General features: G+C 31.4%; 17 protein-coding genes. 9 read left to right on the top strand and 8 right to left on the bottom strand.

Going from position 1 to position 17,207, the window contains the following annotated elements; all coding sequences use genetic code 11:
• Positions 1 to 12: 12 nt before the first annotated feature.
• Together K5I29_RS07180 and K5I29_RS07175 are read left to right on the top strand one after the other, a co-directional pair.
• On the top strand, positions 13 to 1,431 hold the full coding sequence (locus K5I29_RS07180) for an FAD-binding oxidoreductase (RefSeq protein ID WP_394358553.1): 1,419 nt from the start codon (positions 13 to 15) through the stop codon (positions 1,429 to 1,431).
• Positions 1,421 to 2,383: a bile acid:sodium symporter family protein gene (locus K5I29_RS07175; RefSeq protein ID WP_264432006.1), complete on the top strand. Its 963-nt coding sequence runs from the start codon at positions 1,421 to 1,423 to the stop codon at positions 2,381 to 2,383. The genes K5I29_RS07180 and K5I29_RS07175 overlap by 11 nt, the downstream gene beginning before the upstream one ends.
• Positions 2,384 to 2,415: 32 nt before the next feature.
• Here K5I29_RS07175 and K5I29_RS07170 read toward each other — a convergent pair whose 3' ends face one another.
• Positions 2,416 to 3,486 carry a nucleoid-associated protein gene (locus tag K5I29_RS07170; protein WP_264432004.1) on the bottom strand — a complete coding sequence of 357 codons (1,071 nt, stop codon included), beginning with the start codon at positions 3,484 to 3,486 and terminating at the stop codon, positions 2,416 to 2,418.
• Positions 3,487 to 3,533: 47 nt separating this feature from the next.
• Positions 3,534 to 4,079: a plasmid pRiA4b ORF-3 family protein gene (locus K5I29_RS07165; RefSeq protein ID WP_264432002.1), complete on the bottom strand. Its 546-nt coding sequence runs from the start codon at positions 4,077 to 4,079 to the stop codon at positions 3,534 to 3,536.
• A 318-nt stretch (positions 4,080 to 4,397) separates the two neighbouring features.
• Here K5I29_RS07165 and K5I29_RS07160 point away from each other — a divergent pair, with 318 nt between their 5' ends.
• From K5I29_RS07160 to K5I29_RS07150, 3 genes are read left to right on the top strand one after another with little or no spacing between them, the layout of a single operon-like run.
• Positions 4,398 to 5,744: a sensor histidine kinase gene (locus tag K5I29_RS07160; protein WP_264431999.1), complete on the top strand. Its 1,347-nt coding sequence runs from the start codon at positions 4,398 to 4,400 to the stop codon at positions 5,742 to 5,744.
• On the top strand, positions 5,734 to 6,027 hold the full coding sequence (locus K5I29_RS07155) for a 2TM domain-containing protein (protein WP_264431997.1): 294 nt from the start codon (positions 5,734 to 5,736) through the stop codon (positions 6,025 to 6,027). The genes K5I29_RS07160 and K5I29_RS07155 overlap by 11 nt, the downstream gene beginning before the upstream one ends.
• On the top strand, positions 6,018 to 6,767 hold the full coding sequence (locus tag K5I29_RS07150; RefSeq protein ID WP_264431995.1) for a LytR/AlgR family response regulator transcription factor: 750 nt from the start codon (positions 6,018 to 6,020) through the stop codon (positions 6,765 to 6,767). The genes K5I29_RS07155 and K5I29_RS07150 overlap by 10 nt, the downstream gene beginning before the upstream one ends.
• Positions 6,768 to 6,799: 32 nt before the next feature.
• On the opposite strand, the gene K5I29_RS07145 is transcribed toward K5I29_RS07150, so the two are convergent.
• The 3 genes from K5I29_RS07145 to K5I29_RS07135 form a co-directional block, all read right to left on the bottom strand.
• Positions 6,800 to 7,810 carry a COX15/CtaA family protein gene (locus tag K5I29_RS07145; protein WP_264431993.1) on the bottom strand — a complete coding sequence of 337 codons (1,011 nt, stop codon included), beginning with the start codon at positions 7,808 to 7,810 and terminating at the stop codon, positions 6,800 to 6,802.
• A gap of 71 nt (positions 7,811 to 7,881) precedes the next feature.
• Entirely contained in the window at positions 7,882 to 9,300 is a 1,419-nt protein-coding gene (locus K5I29_RS07140) for a CCA tRNA nucleotidyltransferase (protein WP_264431991.1), read from the bottom strand.
• A gap of 26 nt (positions 9,301 to 9,326) precedes the next feature.
• On the bottom strand, positions 9,327 to 9,896 hold the full coding sequence (locus K5I29_RS07135) for an L-threonylcarbamoyladenylate synthase (protein WP_264431989.1): 570 nt from the start codon (positions 9,894 to 9,896) through the stop codon (positions 9,327 to 9,329).
• Between the two features lie 295 nt (positions 9,897 to 10,191).
• Between K5I29_RS07135 and K5I29_RS07130 the strand changes: the two genes are divergently transcribed.
• Both K5I29_RS07130 and K5I29_RS07125 read left to right on the top strand, forming a co-directional pair.
• Positions 10,192 to 11,136 (top strand): hypothetical protein, encoded by a 945-nt coding sequence (locus K5I29_RS07130; RefSeq protein ID WP_264431987.1) that lies wholly within the window; start codon positions 10,192 to 10,194, stop codon positions 11,134 to 11,136.
• 20 nt (positions 11,137 to 11,156) lie between these two features.
• A complete protein-coding gene (locus K5I29_RS07125) occupies positions 11,157 to 11,918 on the top strand; it encodes a lipopolysaccharide kinase InaA family protein (protein WP_264431986.1) in 762 nt (253 codons plus the stop codon).
• 16 nt (positions 11,919 to 11,934) lie between these two features.
• On the opposite strand, the gene K5I29_RS07120 is transcribed toward K5I29_RS07125, so the two are convergent.
• The 3 genes from K5I29_RS07120 to K5I29_RS07110 form a co-directional block, all read right to left on the bottom strand.
• Positions 11,935 to 12,711 (bottom strand): glycosyltransferase family 2 protein, encoded by a 777-nt coding sequence (locus K5I29_RS07120; protein WP_264431984.1) that lies wholly within the window; start codon positions 12,709 to 12,711, stop codon positions 11,935 to 11,937.
• 13 nt (positions 12,712 to 12,724) lie between these two features.
• The gene (locus K5I29_RS07115) at positions 12,725 to 13,786 is read right to left on the bottom strand and encodes a glycosyltransferase family 9 protein (protein ID WP_264431983.1); all 1,062 of its coding nucleotides are present in this window, start codon (positions 13,784 to 13,786) and stop codon (positions 12,725 to 12,727) included.
• 188 nt (positions 13,787 to 13,974) lie between these two features.
• A complete protein-coding gene (locus K5I29_RS07110; RefSeq protein ID WP_264431981.1) occupies positions 13,975 to 14,790 on the bottom strand; it encodes a 2,3,4,5-tetrahydropyridine-2,6-dicarboxylate N-succinyltransferase in 816 nt (271 codons plus the stop codon).
• 437 nt (positions 14,791 to 15,227) lie between these two features.
• Between K5I29_RS07110 and ruvX the strand changes: the two genes are divergently transcribed.
• Both ruvX and K5I29_RS07100 read left to right on the top strand, forming a co-directional pair.
• Positions 15,228 to 15,638 (top strand): Holliday junction resolvase RuvX, encoded by a 411-nt coding sequence (ruvX, locus tag K5I29_RS07105; protein ID WP_264431980.1) that lies wholly within the window; start codon positions 15,228 to 15,230, stop codon positions 15,636 to 15,638.
• Between the two features lie 64 nt (positions 15,639 to 15,702).
• The gene (locus K5I29_RS07100; protein WP_264431977.1) at positions 15,703 to 17,187 is read left to right on the top strand and encodes a malate:quinone oxidoreductase; all 1,485 of its coding nucleotides are present in this window, start codon (positions 15,703 to 15,705) and stop codon (positions 17,185 to 17,187) included.
• The last annotated feature ends 20 nt before the right edge of the window (positions 17,188 to 17,207 follow it).

Here is a 17,207-nt window from a genome sequence, read left to right as displayed (position 1 = left end):
CATGATAAAAATATGAATATGATTCCTGAAAATATTTCGAACGAAGTTTTAAATGAACTTCAAAACATTGTTGGAACCGATTATTTGTTTGTTGATGCTAACGTTTTATCTGACTATGGTCATGATGAAACAGAAGATTTAAGCTTTGCGCCTCAGGTTGTGGTAAAACCAAAATCAACATCCGAAGTTTCGGCAATTGTAACTTTAGCTAATCAGCATCAAATTCCAGTAACTCCAATTGGTGGGCGTACCGGATTAAGCGGTGGTGCGCTTTCGGTTTACGGCGGTATTGCTCTTTCTACCGAAAGATTAAATCAAATTATAGCAATTGATGCTAAAAATTTACAAGTTACTACTCAGCCTGGCGTAATTACCGAAGTTTTACGTGATGCGGTTGCTGCTCAAGGCCTTTTTTACCCAGTAGATCCTTCTAGCCAAGGCAGTTGTTTTATTGGTGGTAACGTGGCCGAAAATTCAGGCGGAGCTCGTGCCGTAAAATATGGCGTTACTAAAGATTATGTTTTAAACTTAGAAGTTGTTTTGCCTACCGGCGAAATAATTTGGACCGGAGCAAATACATTAAAAAATGCTACCGGATATAATTTAACGCAGCTTTTAGTAGGTAGTGAAGGTACGTTGGGCATAGTAACCCAAATTGTTTTAAAACTTTTACCGTTACCAACCGCTAATGTGCTTTTATTGGTGCCTTTTTATAAAGCCGAACAAGCTTGCGAAGCGGTTTCTGCCATTTTTAGAGCCGGAATTACGCCAAGTGCGTTAGAATTTATGGAACGTGATGCCATAACTTGGACCGCAAATTATTTGGGCGAAGTAAACGTACCGATTGGAGATAACGTTCAGGCGCATTTGTTGATTGAAGTTGATGGCAATTACCCCGATATTTTATTTCAAGAAGCCGAAAAAATTATGCATGTTTTAGAAGCTTACGAAATTGATGAAGTACTTTTTGCAGATACCGACGAGCAAAAAAATGCTTTATGGAAATTGCGTCGTGCTGTTTCAGAAGCCGTAAAAGCCAATTCGATTTACAAAGAAGAAGATGCCGTTGTGCCACGTTACGAATTACCAAATTTATTAACTGCGGTAAAAAAAGCTGGCGAAAAATACGGTTTTCAATCGGTTTGCTACGGACATGCTGGAGATGGCAATTTACACATTAACATTATTAAAGGTAATATGAGCGACGAAGCATGGCAAAATGAAGTGCCAAAAGGAATAACTGAAATTTTTGAAGCTACCGTTGCTTTAAAAGGAACTTTGTCGGGCGAACATGGTATTGGTTGGGTACAAAAACGTTACATGCCCATTGCATTTAACGCATTACATTTGCAGTTAATGAAACAAATTAAAAACATTTTTGACCCCAACAACATTTTAAACCCAGGTAAAATTTTCCCAGATGAAATTTAAAATAGATGGTTTTGTTATTACCATTTTAATAACTGTATTACTCGCTTATTTATTTCCGTTTTTCGGAACCGATCAAAGTCCAATAAATATTGGAACTATTACTAACTATGGAATTGGCTTTATTTTTTTATTTTACGGATTAAAGTTAGATCAGAACAAAATAAAAACCGATTTAAGCAATTGGAAATTGCATTTGGTGGTGCAGTTGGCAACCTTTTTACTTTTTCCGCTTTTAGTTTTGCTTGTTAAACCATTTGTTGCAGAAACAGAATTAGCTGGTCAAATTTGGTTGGCTTTTTATTTTATGGCTTGTTTGCCATCAACCGTTTCATCATCTGTTGTAATGGTTGCTTTAGCCAAAGGAAATATTCCTGGAGCTATTTTTAACGCCAGCATTTCTGGAATTATTGGTATTGTATTAACCCCGCTGTGGATGGGCTTTTTTTTACAAACCAGTACTACCGATTTTGATTTTACCGATACGTACATCGATTTAATTGTGCAAATTATAATTCCGATTGTTTTAGGTTTGTTTTTGCAAAAATATATTGGTTATTGGTCAAGCAAATACAACAAGCAATTAAACTATTTTGATAAGGTTATTATATTGCTTATTATTTATAAAAGCTTTGCACACGCATTCTCGATTGGTTTATTCGAATCGGTTTCTGTTGCAATTTTAGCACAAATTTTTGCTGGCGTTGTTGTTTTGTTTGCTATTTTATATGGGGTGCTAAACCTTGTTTGTAAAACGCTTGGTTTTACGGTAGAAGATAGAATAACTGCTTTGTTTTGTGGCTCTAAAAAATCATTGGTTCATGGTACGGTATTTTCGAGCGTTATGTTCGGATCGAGTGCAGTTTTAGGTATTATTTTATTACCCATCATGATTTATCATGCTTTTCAGATTGTGATAATTAGTTTTATAGCGCAAAAATTTGCGAACAGATAAAATAAAAAAGGAGGTTTTTAAACCTCCTTTTTTTATGCATTGCTATTTCCTTTTTGTTCTTTGTTAAAGTAAACTAAGTAATAGTACATTTGTTTTTCTTCGTCCCAACCTTTTTCTACAAATTTTTCTGCCGATTCTGGGTTCACAAAATCTAATTTAATTTGAATGTTGGTATCTAAATTAATTACGTTTTTAATTTTTTTACGTACATCGCTTACTGCTGCGTTTGCAATAGGAAAGTTCGTTAAATCTTCAACGCTGTATTTAGCTCCCTTATCTACTTTGTAGTTTTTAAATTCGGCCATTAAATCAGGGTTGTCAATTACTTCGTTTAAAAAGTTTTGTTCTTCAAACTCATCATTTTTTGCAAAATAGTTCATAGAACGGTTCATAAACATAACCTCTTCCTTTTTATCTTCAGCTGGTAAAACAACTTCTTTAGCAAAATCTTCGCAGAATTTTAAGTACTTTTTAGTTTTAAAGTTTTCGTCTTCAAAAACTTCCACCGATAAAAAGTGCTCTAACCAATAACGCGCATCGTAACGGTTAGAATCTACCGTTAAAATTTTATAGCCATCTTCTTTTTCATAATTAAAAATAATACAACCTTTATCTAACTTAGTTAAGTTAATACCTTGTTGTAAAATCATTTCTAGGTTTGAACCTTTTTCTTCAAACTGTAAGAAATCTGTTTTTAATTCGGATTTAAAAATACCAATAGCATCAACTTTATTGTTGTCAATTAAAACATTAGAAAGGTACGTTACATAAACCTCACCGTTTTTAATATGCGGGTGGTTTGATTGCTCGTATAAATGTTTGGTAATTTTTTTACTAACCTCGTGTGTGCTACTTGGGTTGCTAAAAATTTCGGTAGCGTAGTTGTACATGTCATTGTATTCTAAATCTACATCGTGTGCGAATTTAAAATAGTTTTCTTCTTTATCACGAAACGGTTTAAAAAAGAACTCTTTTAACAAAGGCATAATTTCGTCGTTAATAGCGAAAGTAGTTTCTGATAAAAAAATGGGTTCTAAACGGCTTTTATTACCTACGCGGTGAATTGATAAAGAATCAATGTGTGTACTAAATAAGTTAATCATAATGTAAGGTAAGTTTTATGTTTTTGATATTTTTGGTTGTGGTTGGATTACCAATTGTTTTCGTCGTAACCGCCGAAATCTTCGAACGATTCGCCATCGCCTTCAAACATGTCTAAATCATCTTCGTCGTAATCGTCGCTATAATCTCCAAAAATACCTTCTTCGTTTGCATTAAAATCTAAAGCAGAAGCTGTTGCTGGCATAATTCCGTGAGAAAATAATAAATCCGGATAATTTGCACCTGCTTCAGGCTCTTCAATAGCAGCTAATTCTACTAAAAATGTCCACATGTTTAAAAAATCGTACACGTAAATAATTTTAGTTTGCTCTTTATGAAGTACAGATGTTAACGGTACATCAACCATGGTTTCAATTTCACCAGGTACATCGCCGGTGTCAAATAACGGATATTCTTTTTCAGATTGTGCCCATTCGTTATCACATTCGTAAAACGATGCAGCTTCCATTCCGTCAAAGCCAAAAGCGTTTACAATAACATTATGTAAATCTTCTAAGCTATCATTTTCATCAATTGCTATATCTCGTAAAATATCTTCTTCGTTATCTAAAATAACTCTAAACTTGTAAATCATGACTTAAATATTGAGGCCCCAAAGTTAGTTAATATTTTAAAATAATTTTTTGCTTTCGGGATTTGTTGCTGATATTTTTTTTAAAATAAAATCGCTATAATTTTTTTGTTTTTTTATAAAATACGGTTTGTCTGTAAAAAACAACAATTCAGTATTTTTAATTTATAATCTGTTTCTATCTGTTGTACATTTATCATATAAAAATTAAAACAACCGTTTAATTATTAACCTAAAACCTACTATTTATGTTACAATTACTCATTATAATAACCAATTGATTGCTTACCTTGTTTATTAGTTTACTAGCCTAATTTAGATATGAAAGATTTCAGAAAACATATAAAACGCTACGTTTTTACTTTATTGTTTGCTTACCTATTAGTTTTAGGTTTAAACTTTTATTTTGCTTCGCCATCAGAACCGGTAAGTTACGCAAACACATTTTTTGCCGTGTTTATGTACACCACCAGTATTTATATTGCGAATAGTTTTTTTGTGTATTTGTTTTTTAAACAAACTAAGCTGCTTAATGAAAATTTAAAATATGCATTTGGCTATTGGGTGGCAATTTTATCGGCCTTGTTTGTGGCCATGTTAATTGATTTTTTTATTACGTTTTTGTGGCACAATCAACCGGTTTACGAATCTTTTATTGCATTAAAGCGCAAACAAATGTTTCCGCAATATGTATTGGTGTTTTTTATTACTACGGTTGTTTACTTTTTTTTGGTTTATAAAAAAAAGCAAGAAACCCAGGTACGTGCTCAAAAAATAATAGCCCAAAGTGCAACAGCAAAATTTGCAAGTTTAAAAAGCCAAATCGATCCGCATTTTTTGTTTAACAGCTTAAACGTTTTAAGTTGTTTAATAGAAGAAAACCCGAATAAAGCTCAGCAATTTACCATTGCTTTATCTAAAACCTACCGTTACGTTTTAGAACAGCGTAATAATGATTTGGTTGATTTGCAAGATGAATTGCATTTTGCCAAAACCTTTGTACAACTGCTTAAAATGCGTTACGAAGATGCGTTAGAAATTTCGTTACCAGAAATTGATACAGAAACAGAACGTAAGGTTGTTCCGTTAGTTTTACAACTGCTGTTAGAAAATGCGGTTAAGCACAACAAAATTAATGCGCAGCATCCGCTTAAAATTTTAATTACGATTGATGATAATTTTTTAAGGGTCGAAAATAATTACCAACCTAAAGAAACGCTTAAAAACAACAGCACCGGTTTTGGTCTGAATCATATTGTAGAGCGCTACCAATTGGTTACCAGTCGGGAATTGGTTATTAAACAAACTCCGAATTCGTACCAAGTTTTAATTTCTATTTTAACCGAGCACGTAATAACCGAAGTAAACGAAAATGATTTAGATGCGGTTGATGCTGAGGTTTTAGCTCGCGCACAAAGCCGTTTATTCGAGCTTAAATCGTTTTACCTTAGCCTTTTTTTCTTTTTATTTTTGGTACTGATTTATTGTGTTTTAAACGCCTTAAATATTTTTAATCCGATTTTATTTTGGATGCCTTTCGTACTTTTTATTTTTGGGTTAAGCATTATAATTCAATATTTTCAGATTTTTAAAATGAAAAAATGGGAACAAAAAATGATTGCTAAATATTTACAACAAAATAAAAAACATACAAATCATGGAAAATAATAAAGCTTACTTGCGCGCGCATAAAAAAGTAAAAAATATAAAAGAATTTTATGGCCATTTATTAACCTACGTTTTAGTAATTTCTGGGTTAATTATTTTAAATGTATTAACCTCGCCTAAACATTTGTGGTTTTATTGGCCTGCATTAGGATGGGGAATTGGGATTATTTGCCACGGCATTTCAGTTTTTAATTTCAATCCGTTTTTTAATAAAGAATGGGAAGAGCGTAAACTGAAACAATTTATTGAAGAAGAAAAAGAGCTTTTAAACAAATGGAAATAGTTTTAGTTGAAGACGAAAAGCCAGCTGCGCGCTATTTAGCCCGGAGATTAGAAGCTTTAGGTTATCCGGTTACCAAGCAATTGCATTCGGTTGCCGAAGCTGTTGCATGGTTTACTACAAATTCGCATCCTGATTTAATATTTTTAGATATTCAGTTGTCCGATGGGCTTTCGTTCGAAATTTTTGATCAGGTACAAATTACAAGCGCTATTATTTTTACTACCGCTTACGATGAATATGCACTTAAAGCTTTTAAATTAAATTCGATTGATTATTTGTTAAAACCTATTGATCCGGAAGAACTTAGTTTTGCACTTGCAAAGTTTAAACAAAACAGCATTGCAAATTCAATTTCAATTGCCAGCTTAAAACAATTGTTGCAGGTAAACGAATCATCAAAAACGTACAAAGAACGATTTGTAGTTAAAATTGGACAACAAATAAAAATAATTTCTGTGGCAGATGTTTTGTGCTTTTTTTCAGAAAATAAAGCCACCTATTTAAAAACGTTAGAAAATAGAGATTATTTGTTAGACGGAAGTTTAGAAACGATAGAAAATGAGTTGGATAACAAAAACTTTTTTAGAATAAACAGAAAATTTATTATTCAACGTGCAGCAATTGCAGACATTCATTTATTTTCGAATTCCAGATTAAAAGTAAGTTTAAAGAACTTTATTTCAGAACATTTAATTGTGAGCCGAGAAAAGGTTTCCGAGTTTAAACAATGGATTAATTAAAAAACGCAAGGTTTAAACCTTGCGTTTTTTGTTTATTTATTTTTTGTTTCTAATATCAAATAATATTGTACCCCAAATAAAATAGAAGCAAATACCAAATGCGTAGTTTGCATACCAAAAGGGAAATCTAAATAGTACATGGCCATTCCAGATAAAACTTCGATAACCAATAAAGCAATTACCCAGCTTATTTTAGTTAAGCCCAGTTTTTGTTTTTTGTTTATGCTAAATAACCAAAGGTTTAAAGCAACTACAACGATGGAGAAAGTACGATGAAAATAAAATTGCCAATTCGGATTTGCTAACCAAGCTGCTGTATTAGTTACGCCGTCACGCACCTGATGATCTACCAATTCACGTACTTGAGTTCCCATAATAACCTGCACCAAGGTAAGCCCTAAAGTTACCCATAATAAGGTTTTTACTTGGGTAGAAACTACCGTTTCTGTTTTATTTGTTTTAGCAATTTTTATAAGATTCAAAATAAATGCAACAATTACTAAAGCCATTACCATATGTGTGGTAATTTTTAAAGGGTTTAAAACCGAATAAACAACTGTTGCTCCTAACCAAGCTTGGAATCCCATTGAAAAAACAACCAACCATGAAAGTAAAGTTACTGCCTTTTTTTCTTTCCAATAACTAAACGATGCAATGGCCATTGCCAAACATGCAAAACCGGCTAATGCACCAAATAATCGGTTTATATATTCTGTCCAAGTATGAAAAACGTTAAACACCGCATAATCGTGTTTGGTATATAATTCCCAATTGTTAGGGTTGTATGTTGCTGTTGATGTAAAAGTGCTTTTAGCTACCCAAAGTTGTTTGTCTTTAATAATTACTTGTCCTTTATTAAATTCATGATTGGCTTCCCACAACAATTCTTTTTCATCTGTTGGCGGAATATAATAACCAAAACATTTAGGCCAATCGGGGCATCCCATTCCAGATCCTGTCATTCTAACAGCACCACCAGCAATAATAACTAAATAAACAAGTATTAATGATGTTTTTGCAAGGGTTACAAAGTTTTTTTTCATGATTTAGTTTAAAGGTAATTAAGTTACAATAGTAAAAAATGCTTCTTAAATAAAGTATGATTTTTATTAGCTTAGTTTTGTTTTTGCAATCCCATTTTTTCAGCTTTTTGCAAAACAAAATTGTAAGCTGCTTGGTATTCGTTCGGAATTTCGCCTTCTAAAATTGCTTCTTTAACTGCTTCTTTTAAAATACCAATTTCACGTGATGGTTTTAGATTGAAAAGCTCCATAATTTCTTCTCCGCTAATTGGCGGCTGAAAATTACGGACCTGATCGCGTTCTTCAACTTCAACAATTTTATTTCGTACCAATTTAAAATTGTTATGGTATTTTTTAAATTTATTGGGGTTTTTGGTTGTAATGTCGGCTTCGCACAAAATCATTAAATTTTCTACATCTTCACCTGCATCAAAAACCAAACGACGTACGGCAGAATCGGTAACCAAATCTTGAGATAAAACAATTGGGCGCGAGCTCATAATAACCATTTTTTGCACAAATTTCATTTTGTGATTTAATGGCATATGCAAACGCTCGAATATTTTTTTAACCATTTTACCGCCTAAAAATTCGTGCCCATGAAAAGTCCAACCTTGTTTTTTAGTAAAACGTTTGGTAGGTGCTTTACCAATATCGTGCAATAAGGCAGCCCAACGCAACCAAACATCTTCTGTATTTTTACTAATATTATCTACAACTTCTAAGGTGTGATAAAAGTTGTTTTTGTGCGTGTGCCCTTCAATTTCTTCTACCTGATTTAAAGCGGTTAATTCTGGTAAAATAATATCTAACAATCCGGTTTGATGTAACAATAAAAATCCGATTGATGGAGTAGGAGTGGCTAAAATTTTATTTAATTCTTCTACAATGCGTTCTCCCGAAATAATTTTAATACGCTGATTATTATCGGTTATTGCTTGTAATGATTTGGCTTCGATTTCAAAATTTAACTGCGTAGCAAATCGGATGGCACGTAACATACGTAACGGATCGTCTGAATATGTTATAGCAGGATCTAAAGGCGTTTTAATGCACTTGTTTTTTAAATCTTCTAAACCATTAAACGGATCTAGTAAATCTCCAAAATTCTGTGGATTTAACGATAAAGCTAATGCATTAATGGTAAAATCACGTCTGTTTTGATCGTCTTGTAAAGTTCCGTCTTCAACAATTGGGTTTCTACTTTCTAACCTGTAACTTTCTTTGCGAGCGCCTACAAACTCAATATCCATATCGTCATAACGTAACATGGCAGTTCCGTAGTTTTTAAAAACTTGTACTTTAGGATGATGCGGAATAAGTTCAGAAACTTTTAGTGCTAATTCAATTCCACTGCCAACTGCAACAATATCTATATCTTTTTTATGATTGCGTTGTAAAAGTAAATCGCGCACAAAACCGCCAATAACATAACATTCTACGTTAAGTTGTTGAGCAGCTTGTGCTATAATATTAAAAATAGAATGTTGTAATTCGTGTTTTAAATTCATGTTTTGGTATTCCTTGTCGTAAATGTTTATTTACGTATAATAGTTACTTTGCTGTCTAGCGTAAGTTTAATAATGGTTGATGGTTTTTTGCATACTTTATCGCGTTGTATGTTTACTACATAATCAACTCCACTTATAATTTCAGGATCAATTTCTGCAAATGTTTTTGGCGTAGGTTGCCCTGAAATGTTTGCTGAGGTAGAAACTAATGGTTTTTTCATACGTTCCATTAATTTGTAACAAAAAGGTTCTTTAACCAAACGCACACCCAAGGTATTATCTGGAGCAATTAAATTAGCTGCCACATTTTTGGGCTGATCTAAAATTAAGGTTGTAGGTTTTTCAGACAAATCCATGATTTGAAAAGCGGTTTCAGGAATTTCTCTAAAAATATTATAAAGCATTCTATCGCCGTTTAATAAGGCAATCATACTTTTAGTTTCTTCGCGTTTTTTTAACGCATATATTTTTTTTACTGCTTCTGGGTTTGTTGCATCACAACCAATTCCCCAAACGGTATCAGTAGGATATAAAATAATTCCACCGTTTTTTATTACTTCGTATGCATTATGTACTTCAGTATTTATAGCATCCATGTACAATTGTGTTTTAATTTTAAGCAATGCTTTTCAAGGTTTTTAGGCCAATTAATAAGCTATAAAAAATTGCTTTTGCAAAGATACGGTATAAATTTTAAAACAGATATTTATCCTTATAATTTTAAAAAGGAAAATAAAAAATAAACTTTTTCAGAGCTCCAATTTGTTGATGTTTTATTAAAATTTGACTTTTGTTAAAACAAATTATTAATAATTTGCTAATTATAAAATATCTAACAAATTATACGGTTAATAGTGCTGTAAAAGGTTTACATTTGTTAAAATACATAGTATGAAAATAACGATTATATCTTATGATAATTGGGGGCTAAACCAAACACTTGCCTCAGAATTAGCTGAGTTAGGACATCAGGTTGAGCATATCGATTTTCATAAAATACGCTATCAATATCCCAACATATTTTATAGAGTTTATAATTTTGCTGCAAAAACATTTTTAAAAAAGAATATCAAACATGTTTTTTATGGAAAACAGATTTTAAAAAAACTTGGTAATGCACCTAAACAAGATTTAATAATTACTATTAAAGGTGATTTTATAGACTGTAAAAGTTTAAAAGCATTTAAAAAACATACAACACATTCTGTTGGTTTTTTTAATGACAGCGCAACACGTTGTCCAAGAATTAAAAAAGCGGGAACGTGTTTTGATGTAACATTTTCTTTTGATCCTGAAGATTGTAAGCAATTTGGGTTTTATTTTCTCCCTAATTGGATTTATACTTCGCCGTGTAAAGTTAAAAGCTACAAATACGTTATTTTTAACATTTGCTCGGCAGGAAAAAGAGTGAAATTTATTGACAAGTTGGCTGCGCAGTTTAAAGCTTTGCAATTGCCATACAAGTTATTAGTGTTTGATAGTAAAAAAAGAAAAAGTTATAAAAACATAGAAGTTATAACAAAAAAACTTAGCCTAGATCAGGTTGAAGAACTTGAAAAACAGGCACAAATTTTATTGGATATAGCAAGAGAAAAACAAATGGGATTAAGTTTTAGAATTTTTGAAAGTTTGGGATATCAGAAAAAAATAATAACAACCAATAAAGATATTGTAAATTATGATTTTTATAATCCTCAAAATTGTTTGATTCTAAATGAAGATTTGATTGAAATTGACAAACAGTTTTTCGAAACAGATTACGTACCTTTGTCTCCAAATATTTACGAAAAATACACTGTTAAAGGTTGGTTTAAGACCTTATGCCAAAATTTATAATACTTATTTTTATATAAAAAATGAATTTAGTAATTCACCCAACATGCCAAATTAGTGAGGCCGATTTAATTTCGATTACTAAAAACTTTAATGCTTCTGGGCAAATGCTTGCCGATGGCAAACGCAATAAAATTAAAATTTTTAATTATTTAGGAAATAAAATAAACGTTAAAGCATTTAAAGTTCCTATTTTAATTAATAAAATTATTTACGGGTATTTTAGGCCAAGTAAAGCTAAGAGATCTTTCGAATATGCTTCTATTTTGCTTAAAAAAGGCATCGGAACTCCAAATCCTATTGCTTATATAGAAAACAAAAACATAATTGGTTTACAAGATTCATATTATTTCTGTGAACATATTGATGCAGATTTAACATACAGAGAATTGGTTTTACAACCCGAATGGCCCAATCATGCAGAAATTTTAAAGCAGTTTGTTGGCTTTTGTTTTCAATTACATGAAAATGGAATTGAATTTAAAGATCATTCTCCCGGTAATACGTTAATAAAGCAAGTTGATGAAAATAAGTATGATTTTTATTTAGTTGATTTAAATAGAATGAGTTTTCATGAAACCATGAGTTTTGAACTACGCATGAAAAATCTTTCTAGATTAACGCATAAGCAAGAAATGGTAGCTGCCATGAGTAAAGAATATGCTAAGTTATATACTGAAAAAACAGAACAAGAAATTTTTGATTTAATGTGGAAAGAAACTTCAAGTTTTCAGACTAAATATCATAAAAAACAAGCTTTTAAAAAGAAGTACTTAAATAAATAAAAAACAAAGCCATTGATTAATCAATGGCTTTGTTTTTTGCATATAATTCGTTTAAATATTTGTATCTATTTTGAATAGATATGGCATGAAGTTTTGCTATCGTATAACCTTCTTTACCATCTAAAATACCTAACCGTATCAAATAATAATTAATAAATCGATAAGCAGGCTTAATATAAAAATGATAAAATGTTGGTTTTAATTTTTTATTATATAATTCTTCAGCACGTAAATACGAATAGCCGTTAAGCTTATCTAAATATTTTTTATCATCGCTAAAGGTATGGTGTTTAATTTTGTTTTTTAGTTTACCGCTTTTGCCTACAAATTCCAATTGTTCATGAACCTTTAAAGATTCGTTATATTTGCAAGCGCTTTTTTTGAATAAACGCGGAGCATTAACGTTTTGCTGCCCAGAAAAAGAAACTTTTTTATTTTTAAAATAAAAATCATGATAGCCAATAAAAACATCAATTCCTTCAGGATTGGCTACTTTTGCAACAATTTCATTTTGTAAGGCTGGTGTTAACTCTTCATCCGCATCAAAAAAAGTAACCCATTCGTGTTGTGCTTGTTGTAGCGCAAAATTTCGTTGGTCTGAAAAATTTTTAAAAGCGCGTTTAAATATTTTAACTTTCGGAAATTGGCTTGCAATTTCAGTGGTTTTGTCTGTGCTATTAGAGTCAACAATAATAATTTCATCCGCATATTCCGCATCACGAATATATCTTTCAATATGTTGTTCTTCATTAAAAGTAATTAATAATGCCGATATAGGTTTTTTGTTGTTCATTCTAATTTTGTTTTTATATGTTGAGGTCTAAAAAAGTTTTTAATTTATTTAGAAATAATTCGGGTTTTAAAAGGTTGTAATATGCGGTGTTTTGCTTTGCTACTTCTTTATTTTTTTTATTTAAAAATAAGTTAGGCATGTAATCATTTAAATGCACGGCTGCATGATTGATATCATCTTCAAACGTTGCCCAATCTTTTTTCTGAACTTTAGGTGCAAAAATGATAAAAGATTTTTTATTTAAAGCCTTTGCCATGTTAATAGCGCCACCATCATTACCAATGATTAAATCGCATTGATCCATAATAGTAATGTATTCGCGTAGGTTATTTCCGTACAAATCAAAAAATATTTTGTTTTGTGTTTCTTTACTACATGAATTATAAACGAATTTTGCGTCTGCTAATTGTTTAGGAAAGTAATTAAATAAAATATTTACGTTGTAATGCGTTCCAACGTAATTTACAACTTCGGCCATGTAGTTTAATGGGTAGGTTTTACTTGGTTCACTGCCAAGCAAGCTAATCATTATTGTTGGAATTGCCTCGTTTAATTTATGTTTTTTAAATAAACTTTGTGTTGCTTTTTTTTCTGCCTCCGTAACATACAGCTCGGGTTTGCTTTTAACAACTTCAATTCCAAGCGGTGCTAGCAGTGCTAAACGATTTTCAATAGCTAATCCTAAATTTGTTGCTGGAACATCTTTTTTAATTACATTATCAGTGTATAAAAAGGTACGACCTTTTTTGTAAAAAGATATTTTTTGAGCAGCATCATTACAATAGGTGATAACCCAGCTTTGTAATTTTGAATAAGCATCAATAACAACATCATATTTTTCTTGATTTACTAATTTAGCAAATTTAAGTAAGTTAAAAATATTTTTGTTTTCGTTATAATTAAAAACTATTAAACGATCAATATATGGGTTGTTTTCTAAAACAGGAATTGTATTATCATTTACCAAGTAATGTACTTGATAATCAGGGTTATTTATTTTTATGTTTTCGCATATCAAAGTACTGATTAAAACATCACCAATCATTTTGTGCTGAATAACAAGAATTTTTTTCATTAGAAATTAGGGTGTTTTTAAAAATAAAAATCGGAATGGTTGCAAAATTACATAACTTATTCTAATGTTAGCTTGTTATTTGTCATTCTGTGATTAATATATTTTGCAAGATATAAATATTAGTATTAAATAAAAAAACGTCTGAAATTTATCAGACGTTTTATTATATTTAATATTTAAATATCTAGTTAAACGGCAACATTGTGTTCGCGTAACGCATCATTCAACGATGTTTTTTTATCGGTAGATTCTTTACGTTTGCCAATAATTAAGGCACACGGAACCTGGAATTCTCCTGCTGGAAATTTTTTAGTGTAAGAACCAGGAATTACTACAGAACGTTCCGGTACATAACCTTTCATTTCTACTGGATTTTCACCTGTAACATCAATAATTTTTGTAGATGCAGTTAAAACAACATTAGCACCTAAAACAGCCTCTTTACCAACTCGAACGCCTTCTACAACAATACAACGTGAGCCAATAAATGCGTTATCTTCAATAATAACAGGAGCAGCTTGTAAAGGTTCTAAAACCCCACCAATACCAACACCACCAGATAGATGCACGTTTTTACCGATTTGAGCACATGATCCAACTGTTGCCCATGTATCAACCATGGTACCTTCATCAACATAAGCTCCAATATTTACGTAAGATGGCATTAAAATTACACCAGCCGAAATGTAAGCTCCGTGACGCGCAACTGCGTTCGGAACTACACGTACGCCTTTTTCTGCATAATTTCTTTTTAATGGCATTTTATCATGATATTCAAAAATACCCGCTTCTAAAGTTTCCATTTTTTGAATTGGGAAATATAAAACAACGGCTTTTTTTACCCATTCATTAATTTGCCATCCATCAGCTACCGGTTCTGCAGTTCTTAATTTTCCGTTATCAACTAAATCAATTACTTCACGAATCGCTTTTTGAGTTGCAGCATCTTGTAATAGTGCTCTGTCATCCCAAGCTTTTTCTATAATGGTTTGTAAATCTGTCATTTTTTTAATCTTTTATGCAAATATATTAATTTAATCAAAAACATCAGGAGCTTTAATAAAAATTAAAATTTTAGACGTAAATCAAATGTTTTTTAAAAGTTAATTTAAAGTAAATGTACTATTTATTTAATACGTTTCTTTTTTATAAATGAATGATACGGAATAGGTTTGCTAAAGTTTAAATCAACTTGCTTTTTAAAAAAATGCAGATGAAAAAGATTGAAATTTAGCCTTGAGGTTTTTAAAAGCGAATAAAATCGTTTAAAATATTAAATATTTGATAAATAGTTAAAAATCCTTTAGTAATAATGGGCAAATTGCTTATTTTTTTAGATATTTGTACTGCAATACAGCATAACGTATTATTGTAAATTTTTTTTTTTTTACAAATTTGTCTGTAACGAATATGTAAGGTATTGTTCTATCAAAATTAAGCAATGAGTAGAATTTTAGCCATAGATTATGGATTAAAACGTACGGGAATAGCCATTACTGATCCTCTTCAAATTATCGCATCGGGCTTAGAAACTGTTGATACGGTTCATATTTTTGTTTATTTACAAAAGCTTCTTTCTGATGAAGATATACAAACCGTAGTTGTTGGTGAACCTAAACAATTAAATGGAGAAGCTTCTCAAAGCGCTCCACTTATTGAAGCTTTTTTACAAAAATTTAAAACTAAATTTCCTCATATTGAAGTAGTTAGAATAGATGAGCGGTTTACTTCTAAAATTGCTTTTAAAACTATGATTGATAGTGGTTTAAAGAAAAAGCAACGGCAAAACAAAGCTTTGATAGATGAAATTGCTGCAACTATTATGTTGCAAGATTATTTAGCACAGAAATAAAATAACACAATTAATAACATAAAATACTTAATGCAAAGTTTTATAACTGGCATTTATAAATAATATGACAAGCACATCAAATATTAACGAGGTAGATGTTGTACTAGTTGGAGCTGGTATTATGAGTGCTACCTTAGGCGTATTACTTAAAGAGTTACAGCCTGATTTAAAAATTCAGATTTTTGAGCGTTTAGATCAACCAGCGGTTGAAAGTTCTGCTGCTTGGAACAATGCAGGTACCGGGCATTCGGCGTATTGTGAATTAAACTACACGCCCGAAAAAGCTGACGGAACTATTGATATTACCAAAGCCATTAACATTTGTGAATCGTTTGGTAATTCAAGACAATTTTGGACGTATTTAGTAAACAAAGGAATTATTAAAGATCCTAAATCGTTTATTAATAGCGTACCTCACATGAGCTTTGTTTGGGGAGATAAAAACGTTTCGTTTTTAGAAAAAAGATTCGAAGCTTTAAAGCAGTTTCATATGTTTAAAGATATGGAATTCTCTAAAGATGCAGCACAAATTAAACAATGGGCTCCTTTAATTATTGAAGGTAGACCAACCGAAAAAGAAGCTATTGCAGCAACTTTTATGAAGTTAGGAACCGATGTTAATTTTGGTGCTTTAACTAAAGAATTATTAAACTACTTAACTTCATTACCAAACGTGAGCATTACATACAATGCAAGCGTTGATGATTTAACACGCGTAGGTACCAATTGGCAAGTTGCAATTGCAACACCAAATAAAAAAGTAAACGTACTTTCTAAATTTGTTTTTGTTGGAGCAGGTGGAGGATCTTTACATTTACTTCAAAAATCTAAAATTAAAGAAATTGATGGTTTTGGAGGATTCCCGGTTGGTGGACAATGGTTGCGTTGTACCAATTCAGAAATTATTGCCAAACATCATGCAAAAGTTTATGGGCAAGCATCTGTAGGTGCGCCTCCTATGTCGGTTCCGCATTTAGATACGCGAACTATTAATGGTAAATCTGCATTATTGTTCGGACCATTTGCAGGTTTCTCAACCAAATTCTTAAAAAACGGTTCGTATTCTGATTTGTTTAAATCTATCAATGCTAAAAACATCGGTCCAATTATTCAGGTTGGATTAGATAACATGGATTTAACGAAATATTTAATTAAAGAAGTTTTAAAATCACACAGTGGTAAAGTAGAAGCTTTAAAAGAATATTTCCCGGATGCAAACGGAAAAGATTGGAAAATTGAAATTGCTGGACAACGCGTTCAGGTAATTAAAAAAGATAAAAACGGCAAAGGTGTTTTACAATTTGGAACTGAAGTTGTTTCTAGCGCTGACGGATCTATTGCAGGTTTATTAGGAGCTTCTCCTGGTGCATCAACAACGGTTTCAATTATGTTAAAACTAATTAAAACTTGTTTCCCAGAATTGGAGCAACAATCGCAAGATAAATTAAAAGAAATGATTCCGTCTTACGGATTAAAACTACGCGATCACGAGGCTTTATCTAATGAAATTTTAGAAAAAACATCTAAAGCATTACAATTAGATTTTTAAGCACTAATTATATAAAACAA

The organism is Flavobacterium agricola (assembly GCF_025919725.1).
Taxonomy (GTDB): Bacteria; Bacteroidota; Bacteroidia; order Flavobacteriales; family Flavobacteriaceae; genus Flavobacterium; species Flavobacterium agricola.
The sequence above is the reverse complement of the archived record's forward strand: the minus strand, read 5'-3'. Positions and strand labels throughout refer to the sequence as shown.

Excerpts from the sequence above, each read along its gene's own strand:
- K5I29_RS07160 (WP_264431999.1), top strand. The coding sequence starts at position 4,398 with ATGAAAGATTTCAGAAAACATATAAAACGCTACGTTTTTACTTTATTG.
- K5I29_RS07120 (WP_264431984.1), bottom strand. The coding sequence starts at position 12,711 with ATGAACAACAAAAAACCTATATCGGCATTATTAATTACTTTTAATGAA.
- K5I29_RS07175 (WP_264432006.1), top strand. The coding sequence starts at position 1,421 with ATGAAATTTAAAATAGATGGTTTTGTTATTACCATTTTAATAACTGTA.
- K5I29_RS07125 (WP_264431986.1), top strand. The coding sequence starts at position 11,157 with ATGAATTTAGTAATTCACCCAACATGCCAAATTAGTGAGGCCGATTTA.
- K5I29_RS07150 (WP_264431995.1), top strand. The coding sequence starts at position 6,018 with ATGGAAATAGTTTTAGTTGAAGACGAAAAGCCAGCTGCGCGCTATTTA.
- K5I29_RS07155 (WP_264431997.1), top strand. The coding sequence starts at position 5,734 with ATGGAAAATAATAAAGCTTACTTGCGCGCGCATAAAAAAGTAAAAAAT.
- ruvX (WP_264431980.1), top strand. The coding sequence starts at position 15,228 with ATGAGTAGAATTTTAGCCATAGATTATGGATTAAAACGTACGGGAATA.
- K5I29_RS07145 (WP_264431993.1), bottom strand. The coding sequence starts at position 7,810 with ATGAAAAAAAACTTTGTAACCCTTGCAAAAACATCATTAATACTTGTT.
- K5I29_RS07115 (WP_264431983.1), bottom strand. The coding sequence starts at position 13,786 with ATGAAAAAAATTCTTGTTATTCAGCACAAAATGATTGGTGATGTTTTA.
- K5I29_RS07170 (WP_264432004.1), bottom strand. The coding sequence starts at position 3,486 with ATGATTAACTTATTTAGTACACACATTGATTCTTTATCAATTCACCGC.
- K5I29_RS07135 (WP_264431989.1), bottom strand. The coding sequence starts at position 9,896 with ATGGATGCTATAAATACTGAAGTACATAATGCATACGAAGTAATAAAA.
- K5I29_RS07100 (WP_264431977.1), top strand. The coding sequence starts at position 15,703 with ATGACAAGCACATCAAATATTAACGAGGTAGATGTTGTACTAGTTGGA.
- K5I29_RS07110 (WP_264431981.1), bottom strand. The coding sequence starts at position 14,790 with ATGACAGATTTACAAACCATTATAGAAAAAGCTTGGGATGACAGAGCA.
- K5I29_RS07130 (WP_264431987.1), top strand. The coding sequence starts at position 10,192 with ATGAAAATAACGATTATATCTTATGATAATTGGGGGCTAAACCAAACA.
- K5I29_RS07180 (WP_394358553.1), top strand. The coding sequence starts at position 13 with ATGAATATGATTCCTGAAAATATTTCGAACGAAGTTTTAAATGAACTT.
- K5I29_RS07165 (WP_264432002.1), bottom strand. The coding sequence starts at position 4,079 with ATGATTTACAAGTTTAGAGTTATTTTAGATAACGAAGAAGATATTTTA.
- K5I29_RS07140 (WP_264431991.1), bottom strand. The coding sequence starts at position 9,300 with ATGAATTTAAAACACGAATTACAACATTCTATTTTTAATATTATAGCA.